The sequence below is a fragment of the Pseudooceanicola marinus genome, assembly GCF_002786295.1.
GTDB lineage: Bacteria > Pseudomonadota > Alphaproteobacteria > Rhodobacterales > Rhodobacteraceae > Pseudooceanicola > Pseudooceanicola marinus.
The window spans coordinates 1-8,827 of sequence record NZ_PGTC01000005.1; the positions used below are offsets into that span (position 1 = coordinate 1).

The 8,827-nt window shown below is 57.8% G+C and carries 6 protein-coding genes; 1 reads left to right on the forward strand and 5 read right to left on the reverse strand.

Features of this window, described 5'->3' with window-relative positions; genetic code table 11:
• Positions 1 to 475 precede the first annotated feature (475 nt).
• From CVM50_RS00055 to CVM50_RS00070, 5 genes are read right to left on the reverse strand one after another with little or no spacing between them, the layout of a single operon-like run.
• The gene (locus tag CVM50_RS00055) at positions 476 to 1,843 is read right to left on the reverse strand and encodes a hypothetical protein (RefSeq protein ID WP_100148395.1); all 1,368 of its coding nucleotides are present in this window, start codon (positions 1,841 to 1,843) and stop codon (positions 476 to 478) included.
• A 56-nt stretch (positions 1,844 to 1,899) separates the two neighbouring features.
• The gene (locus CVM50_RS00060; protein WP_085890255.1) at positions 1,900 to 5,064 is read right to left on the reverse strand and encodes a type I restriction endonuclease subunit R; all 3,165 of its coding nucleotides are present in this window, start codon (positions 5,062 to 5,064) and stop codon (positions 1,900 to 1,902) included.
• The gene (locus CVM50_RS21200; protein WP_143515675.1) at positions 5,061 to 5,357 is read right to left on the reverse strand and encodes a hypothetical protein; all 297 of its coding nucleotides are present in this window, start codon (positions 5,355 to 5,357) and stop codon (positions 5,061 to 5,063) included. Before CVM50_RS21200 ends, CVM50_RS00060 begins: the two co-directional genes overlap by 4 nt.
• Positions 5,354 to 6,490, reverse strand: coding sequence for a restriction endonuclease subunit S (locus tag CVM50_RS00065; protein WP_085890254.1), 1,137 nt, complete (start codon positions 6,488 to 6,490; stop codon positions 5,354 to 5,356). Before CVM50_RS00065 ends, CVM50_RS21200 begins: the two co-directional genes overlap by 4 nt.
• On the reverse strand, positions 6,487 to 8,052 hold the full coding sequence (locus tag CVM50_RS00070) for a type I restriction-modification system subunit M (RefSeq protein ID WP_085890253.1): 1,566 nt from the start codon (positions 8,050 to 8,052) through the stop codon (positions 6,487 to 6,489). The genes CVM50_RS00065 and CVM50_RS00070 overlap by 4 nt, the downstream gene beginning before the upstream one ends.
• 78 nt (positions 8,053 to 8,130) lie before the next feature.
• Here CVM50_RS00070 and CVM50_RS00075 point away from each other — a divergent pair, with 78 nt between their 5' ends.
• Positions 8,131 to 8,352, forward strand: coding sequence for a hypothetical protein (locus CVM50_RS00075; protein WP_100148396.1), 222 nt, complete (start codon positions 8,131 to 8,133; stop codon positions 8,350 to 8,352).
• The last annotated feature ends 475 nt before the right edge of the window (positions 8,353 to 8,827 follow it).

The following is an 8,827-nucleotide window of genomic DNA, read 5'->3' on the forward strand; positions in this document are numbered from 1 at the left end:
ATGGTGCCCCCACACGGGTTGTATTCCCGTTGCAGGCATCGCGTCAGCTGGTAGCTCCAGCGAAACAAGGGCTATCAGCCGGGGAGTCACCGCGTCAACAGGCACCAGTTGGTCTACGGTTTGGTCTACGGTAGCAGGACCGCAGAGAGGCGCTGTGAGGTGGTTAAACGGTTCAGCTAGGGTTGGCCTAAGCTTCACCGCAGGTGAGCGCCTAGGGCCCTCTACGGCGCAGCTAAGGAGGCCTCTTCCTCAGAGGACGAATAGTGACCCACCCCACCGGGGGAAACGCCGAAGCTCGATACATAAGATCGGGCTCTCAGCTATCTGCCCCATAAACATCTTGGGTATGGGAGGGGGGAGGAAGAGCTTCAGCTTTCACTTACGGGTCCCACTATGGGGAGCTACCTGTAGCTACCTGCTGTAGCTATTGCTTATGCTTGATAGTCCCCCTCCTCCTTCCCTTGAACCTATAGCCTTAGGCTACAAGCTGTAGTGGCTCAGCATGGACCTCAGCTTCATCCGAAGTGTCATCAGCTGTTTCAAGCTGCTCCTTGGTGATGAGGTCTACCACCCCCTCCTGTCCCGTCCTCTTCTTGAAGACCTCCAGCATGACAGCCATAGCTTTGGCTGCTGCTGAGGCTGGGACCAGGACTGCATCATGGATGGGGAGGGCGACGATGCCGTGGCTCTTCAGCGTCAGCAGGACCTCGACAAGGATTTCGCTTTCGAGGAACTGGCAGCGGTGACCGATGCCGGTGAAGAAGTAGCCCGCGATGTCTGGGTGAGCGGCCATGATGGCATCTGTCACGTCGCCGATCTTCACCGCCTTCGGGAAAAGATGCCGGGTGTCCACCGGGAACCGTGACTTCGGAGCTTCGACAAACAGCATGGAAGACGCGACCTTCTTGATGCCGGGGCGATACTCCTCGAACCCCGGTATGGCGTAGAGGTCATCCATGCCGGGAACCTGTCCTGCCAGCGCGTAGACCAAACGCGGCATGACCTGCCCGTAGTCAAGCTCGATAACGTCCTCTCCGTTGATCTTTAGGTGGGAAAGCCGGTCGCGCTTGCTCATGAGTTGCCAGAAACCGCCGAAAAGTCGTCCACCGCTCTCGAAGCTCTCGCGCGTGAAAACCCTCCGCAGCTGTCGCTTGTTCACATCCACAGCAGCAGAGCCTGTAAAATCGAGAGACGCCATCGACAAGAAGACGTTGATCTCCCTTACCTGAGACCGAAGCCCCATGGTGATCGCTGTCTCGGGGTAGTCGATCAGCTGGCCACGCTTCTTTCTACTGACAGGGCAGCTCTTCAGTTCGATTGGCTCGGGACGCGGTCGCTCACCGAAGTCTGCCGGTGTCAGCTCGTACAGTTGAACCAACTGCTGCAGCCGAACGGAAGGGACCACAACCGTGCGCTTGCTCTGACCTTTCTTCGCCCTGTACCCAAGCTTTTGCTCAATCAGCGCCACGCGGGGGTCGGCCATCAGATCGAGCAGCTGGCGCAAGGTCTTACTTGTGGCGGCATTCCCGTATCGGGAGACCCGGCCCAAGTGTCGGTTGGATCGGGACAGATGCAAGCCCGTCGCCTCGTCGCACAGAGCGTTGATGGCCAAGTCAGAGGCCAGCGCGGTCAACATGCGCTCAAAGGTCCTCTTGTCATTGGGTCGGCGTTTGCGCTTGCGCAGCCCGGCTTCTTCCTCGTGAGCTTCGAGCAACGCAGCCACCTCATCCACGAAGTTTTGCCCTGATAGGGTGATCGGAAAACGCCACGGGTCGAATGGCCGTTCGCCATGGCGCTGCTCGCCGTCGGCATCGCCGACAGCTTCGGTGTTCTCGGTAGTCATGGGGAGCTTTTTGGATTTGGGGAGTTTCCATCGTTCTGATGGTGGGCCCCAAATCCTCAGGCGGCGGCGTAGATGCCCTCTCGGCCCGTCTGATAGGCGTCGAATATGTGGCGGTAGAGGGTGTCACATTTGCGATTGAAAAGGTCTTCGTCGTAGGCGTCAGGAAGACCTCGGTCGAGTGTCACCTCGATAGCCTTGCGCACTGCGCCACGGCCTTGTTCCTTCTTGGTCCAGTCAAGCACCAGCTTTTCATCTTTGAGCGACCGCAGAAGTGAACGTGCTACTGCTTTCACCTGTTCACGCTCCTTATCGGTCAGTTCCGGCACCGGTTTGGTCAGGATGTCAAAGACGGCCTTCTCCTCCTCACTCAGTCCCTCGCGGACAGTCTGCCGTTCCTCTTTCGACAGGTCTTCAGCCAGCTCCAGCAGGGCTCGGAAAAAAGCCTCAGTATTCTGACTGGCAGTGTTGTAGCTGTCGATCAGCTGCTGGAAGCGGTCAAGGAAATCAGCCCGTGTCGGGTTTCGGGTAACCATTGCCGTTAGCTTCAAACTCAGCAAAGAGCGTAGCCGTTCAGCCTCTGTGCGCTGTTTCCCTGTGTCGAACTTTTCCCTAAGCTTGTCGAAGTCGATCTGGCTGATGTCTATGACTTCTGGGTTTTCTGGTGTCTCGTAGGGTATGGGAGCTACAGAGCGATCCAGCAGGTCCTCAACATCCTGCATGATGGCGCTGATATCGGGTTTGGGCATCAAGGACCTGATACGCTCAGCAAGTACGGTAATCAGGACCACATCAGGCGCAAACTCCGAGGACGACCGATCCGGCAAAATCGCCTTGTAGATCCGCGAGATAGCTCGTGCCCGTCCCAGATACTGGCGCTTCGCTTCATCCGTCTCGATCAGCTTCTCGACAGCCTCCCCGACTAGCGCGACTTTCTCTAACCCTTGCGCTTGCTTGATCTCAGAGGGCACGACATCGCGCTCGACCATAAACTGCAGTGTCTCTGCCAGCCTGTGCCGCAGGTGTTCTATCAGATCGCTCTTGTCCCTGATGGGTGGTTCAGCAGAGCCAGAGTTGCCGCCGCCGTAGATAGCGAGCGCTTTCTGCAGGTTCCTGAACACCCCGACGTAGTCCACGATGAACCCCGCTTCCTTTCCAGGGAAGTTCCGGTTCGCCCGAGCAATGGTCTGCATCAGCGTGTGGTTCTTCATCGGCTTGTCGAGGTATATCGTGGAGCAGGATGGCACGTCGAAGCCGGTGATCCACATCGCACAGACGAAGACGAGCCGAAGCGGGTCGTTGGCATCCTTAAACCGCTCGTCGAGGTCTTCCTCCACCAGACGCTTACGGTGCGGGCGGATATCCAGCCCTTTGTCTGCCAGTTCCTTGATTTCGTTCTGGCTCTGCGAGACGACGACTGCCATATCAGTGGATGCCATGAGGGCAACTTGGGCTTCCAGGATCGGGCGTTCGTCTTTTTTGGCCGTAGCAAGTTTCGTTTGCAGCTCTTCCTGGTAGCACTTCCACTCGGCTCGCACCTTGTCGTGCATCTTCACCGCAGTGGCCTTGTCTATGCACACCATCATCGCCTTCGACCTGAGACCTCGACCGACGAAGTGCCTCACAAGATCTGAGGCGATAGCGTCCAGACGGTCATCACGCGTGATCAGGTGGTACTCACGAGCGAACTCGCGCTCGACCTTTCGAGCTTGGTCTTCGTCTAGATCGGCTTCCTCCAGCAGGTCTTCCAGATCTCCGCCCAGTTCCCCGTTGGTCAGCTGCAGCTCGGGAATGCGGTTCTCGTAGTAGAGAGGTACGGTCGCACCGTCTGCGATGGATTGCGCGAAGTTGTAGACTGAAACGTAGTCCCCAAAGACCTCACGCGTTCTTTCCTCACCTGCCATCAAGGGCGTTCCGGTGAAGCCAAGGAAAGCGGCGTTCGGCAACGCGTTGCGCATGTTCAAGGCTAGTGCGTCATACTGGCTACGGTGGGCTTCATCGGTGATGACGATAATGTCGCGTCGGTCCGAAAGTTGCGGGTAGGCCGCGCCATCACGGGTGTTGAACTTCTGGATCAGTGTGAAGACGTAGCGATGATCTGCGGAGAGCAGCTGCTTGAGATGTGCGCCGCTTTGAGCATGGGCTTCTGAGTTGGTAACAGCACCGGTTGCAAGGAAGGTCTTGTAGAGCTGTTCATCCAGTTCCTGCCGGTCCGTGACGATCACGAAGGTCCAGTTGCCTGGCACAGTCCGCAGGATTTTCTGGCAGAAGAACACCATCGACAGAGACTTCCCACTGCCCTGCGTATGCCAGAACACACCAAGTCGACCTGCTTCTCCCTCGGGCCGATCTTGAGAGCGGACGACGCCCTGGATGGCTGCATTAACGCCGAGGAACTGGTGGTTCTTGGCCAGCTTCTTGACCAGACCGGCCTTCTCTTCCTCGTAGACGATGAAGTTTTCGATCAGGTCAAGTAGCCGCGACGGCTCACACAGCCCGCGAATGGCGGTTTCCAGCGATACCCGACCAGCTTCCTCTTCGTCGTCGATCCTCTTCCACTCGTTGAAGAACTGCCAAGGCGCGAAGGTGCTTCCGACCTTGGTGTCTAGCCCGTTCGAGAGCAGCACGAAGGCGTTCGGCGTGAACAGGTGGGGGACCGTGTTGCGGTAGTCGGTGATATTACCGTCGTAAGCAGACTTTAGGGCAACGCTAGGCTTCTTCAGCTCGACCAGCAGAAGCGGGATACCATTGACGAAACCAACAAGGTCTGGACGGCGGCGGTACATATCGCCCTTTACCCAAAGCTGCGAGGCGAGAAGGAAGTCGTTCGCAGCCGGGTTGCGCCAGTCGATGACACGGGCTGTTCTGGTTTCCTGTCCACCGCGCGGGGGCGCGACCTTGACCTTCACCCCCTCGCGCATGAGCTTCCACAGCTCATGGTTGGCGTTCACGGGAACCATACGGGATCGGTCTCGGGTGATCTCTTCAATCGCTTGAACGATGGCTGGCGCAGGAAGCTCTGGGTTCAGTCGCTCCAGCGCGGTGCGAAGCCGCTCCTCCAAGATGACCTGCTTCTCGCTTTCGCGTCCCTCAGTAGACTTGCCGCCTGCCCACTCGTGATAGAGGTTTGCCGTCTGCCAGCCCAAGCTGTCGAAGAGCTGGATCGCGGGCTGCTCTACAGCCGCGTCCTCTCCGTACTCGTGGGGCTGGTCAGTCGGGCTCATGGGCAGAAAATCTCGCCCCGCGCCTTGCAGTTGAAACGGTCGATCACGTCCTCGGCTTCATATCCGATGGCCTGGTGCCAATCAGCCAGACAGGACTGAAAATAGCCTACGTCGTCGACATAGTCCTCCACCTCACCCCTGCAGCGGTCAAAGGACCACTCATCGTCAAATGTACCGTACCGGTCGATGCAGTTGGGAGGATCTGGCTCATAGCAAGAGTGATAGGTCTGCGCCTCACTATCCGCAGCGGAGCAAACGACTATCGACGCGAAGAGGATCGGAAGAAGTCTCATTCTGCAGCCTCCAGCATAGCCTCTGCTCTGCTCACGTCGATCTCGCCAGAGACCAGTTTGGGGAGCAGCAGGTCGCTCTGGGCGCGGAGATTGGCGTTCATGTGCCTCAGGTTGTCAGCCTGTTTGAGCGCGGGACGCGCGATTGCCAGAAATCTCTCATGCAAGGATTCGGAAGGCACAACCACTTTGCATTGCTTTGCATCCCCCTGAGAGATGAATGGCTGTGCAGCACCCCGTTTGGGCCAGTAGTCCGAGAGACCTGTAGTGAAGAATAGATACTCGTCGCTGATACTTTGGTCGCGTGAGAAAAAGCGGATGGTGTTTTTAATGCATGACCATTTGCCTCTTGCGAACCAAGTGATCCCGCAGTTTGCCCCAATAGCACTCAACACAATACCTGTTCGTTCATAATCGAAATGTGGCAGGAATCCATCGGGACCTGCTGCACTGTAGGCAACACAGCCGCTATCAACGTATGACTTCTTGGTCGTTTTGGTGTCCCCCCAAGCCACGTCGGCAACTTCGCCCAACGTAACCTCGGACCATCCCGTCGGCAGGTCCCCATCGAACTTCGCAGTCTCATGTCCCGGAAAGCGGAAGCAGACGAACCACTCGTCGTAGAGCCGCCGGGCCATCTCTTCGAGGATTGCGATGCGACGCGTGTTATTCTCGATCAGGTCGTCATAGGCCGATAGGATCGCAGCAATGCGCTGTTGGGTCGGAAGGGGGGGGAGATCGATCTCGATCTGCTTCATGTTCATCTGGCTCAGCTTAGGTTGCGCTGCGCCGGTGATGTAGCCGCTAATGTTTGTCTGTGCGAACCAGTGCTTAAGGAACTCGTCGTCCGCCTTATCTGCCTTTCCCCGGATGATGTGGGCATGATTGTTAACCCAGAAGCGCCCCTTGGCGAAAAACGCCACCGGAAGTTTTCGGCTGTTCAGGTTTTCTCCGTCCTCCGCAACAAGAAGATAGCGTCCTTCGAAGATGAAATCATCGATATAGTCTACTATTCCTGACGCGCCGTAGTACGGATATGGCCCCTGCCGTTGTGCTCTCTGGCCTGAGTTCAGAGGAACGCGTCGCGCATCGAAAAAGTCGATCACATCGCCGAGTTTAACTGCCTCCCACTTCACCGCAACCCCTCCAGCACCAGCGCGGCGTTATCCGCGATCTGCTGCTCCAGCGCCGCAGCCTCTGCGCTCAGCTGCAACAGGTTCTCGTTCAACTCCTCGAACCGCTCCACAAAGTGCACGTCCTCGCCGCCCCTCGTTGAAGCCCCGACATAGCGTCCGGGGTTCAGGCTCCAGCCCAACGCCTCGATCTCTGCCCTCGTCGCGACCTTACACAGGCCCGGCACGTCCACGTAGCCCTCACCCAGCCCATGCTCGGCCAGCAACTCGGCACTGCCAGCTTCGGCTTTCACCGCCTCGCCGCGATACAGCCGCACAATATTCGACAGCAGTTCAATCTGTTCGGGCAGGAAGTCGCGGTGGGCGCGGTCAATCTGGCGAAAGATGGATCGGGCATTGAGGAACAGGACGCTGTCCTGTCTTTCTGTCCCGCGTTTGCTCTTGTCGAAGAACCAAAGGGTACAAGGCAAGGTGACGGTGTAGAAGAAGTTCGGCCCGACCGAGACGATGACATCAATGCCGCCGTCCTCGATCAGATGCTGCCGGATCAACTGTTCGCTACCTCTCGCATCGCCAGCGGAGTTCGCCATGACAAAGCCCGCGCGACCCTGGTCGTTCAGGGCGGAGTAGAACAGCTGCATCCAGAGATAGTTGGCGTTGTCAGGCTTGGGTATGCCGAAGGGGAAGCGCCAGTCCCCTTCCAGGTCGTCCTTGCGAACGCCCGAGACGTTGAAGGGCGGATTGGCCATCACGAAGTCGAAGCCGCCAGACTCCGAGAAGACCCTTGGGAAAAGCTGCTTGATGTCCGTAGCGTAGGTGTTGGCTTCGCGCACGTCGCCAGAGAGACCATGAACGGCGAGGTTCATCTTGTTGAGGTTCACCGTCACCCGGTCTTTCTCGACCCCGTAGACGCTGATCTCGCGGCTGGCGGTCTGGCCGTGGCGCTCAACAAAGTTGGCCGATTGCACGAACATGCCCCCCGAGCCACAGGCCGGATCGAGGATGCGCCCGTGATAGGGCTCGATGATCTCGACGATCAGTTTGACGATGGACTCAGGTGTATAGAACACCCCGCCTTTCTGCCCTTCCTTCATGGCGAAGTTGCCGAGGAAGTATTCGTAGACCTTGCCGAATGCATCACCGGTCAGTTCAACCGGAGCGAGGAGACGGATCAGCTCGACAAGCACCTCATTGTCGAGGTCGGTGTAGGTCTGAGGCAGAGCGCCGGAGAGGTCGGGATTATCCTCCTCAATGGCCTTCATCGCCTCGTTGATCGCTTTGCCGATGTCGTCGCTTTCGGTCAGGCTTTGGAGGTGACTGAACCGCGCCTCGGGTCGCAGGAAGATGACCCCCTCCGCGTCATAGTCTGCCTTGCTAATCTTGCGGCGTTTGCCCGAGCCTACTGCGCCAATACGACTTTCAGCCTCAGCATAGCGCTTCTCAGCATAGCGTAGGAAGATGAGCCCCAGGACGGGGGTGGAGAACTGGCTGGGTTTCAGGCCTGTATTGGCCCACAGCTGATCTGCTGCTGCCCACAGCCGTTTCTCGATTTCAGCGCTAACCATTCCCGCCCCGTTTGATTTCTTAGTCTTAAACAGCTTGCAAGATACACACGCCAGCTTCCCAGTGTCGAGGTCCTGCTGATGCTGAAGAGCCACGGCATCGTCGCCCTCCCCATCCATGATGCAGTCCTGGTCCCAGCCTCAGCAGCAGCCAAAGCTATGGCTGTCATGCTGGAGGTCTTCAAGAAGAGGACGGGACAGGAGGGGGTGGTAGACCTCATCACCAAGGAGCAGCTTGAAACAGCTGATGACACTTCGGATGAAGCTGAGGTCCATGCTGAGCCACTACAGCTTGTAGCCTAAGGCTATAGGTTCAAGGGAAGGAGGAGGGGGACTATCAAGCATAAGCAATAGCTACAGCAGGTAGCTACAGGTAGCTCCCCATAGTGGGACCCGTAAGTGAAAGCTGAAGCTCTTCCTCCCCCCTCCCATACCCAAGATGTTTATGGGGCAGATAGCTGAGAGCCCGATCTTATGTATCGAGCTTCGGCGTTTCCCCCGGTGGGGTGGGTCACTATTCGTCCTCTGAGGAAGAGGCCTCCTTAGCTGCGCCGTAGAGGGCCCTAGGCGCTCACCTGCGGTGAAGCTTAGGCCAACCCTAGCTGAACCGTTTAACCACCTCACAGCGCCTCTCTGCGGTCCTGCTACCGTAGACCAAACCGTAGACCAACTGGTGCCTGTTGACGCGGTGACTCCCCGGCTGATAGCCCTTGTTTCGCTGGAGCTACCAGCTGACGCGATGCCTGCAACGGGAATACAACCCGTGTGGGGGCACCAT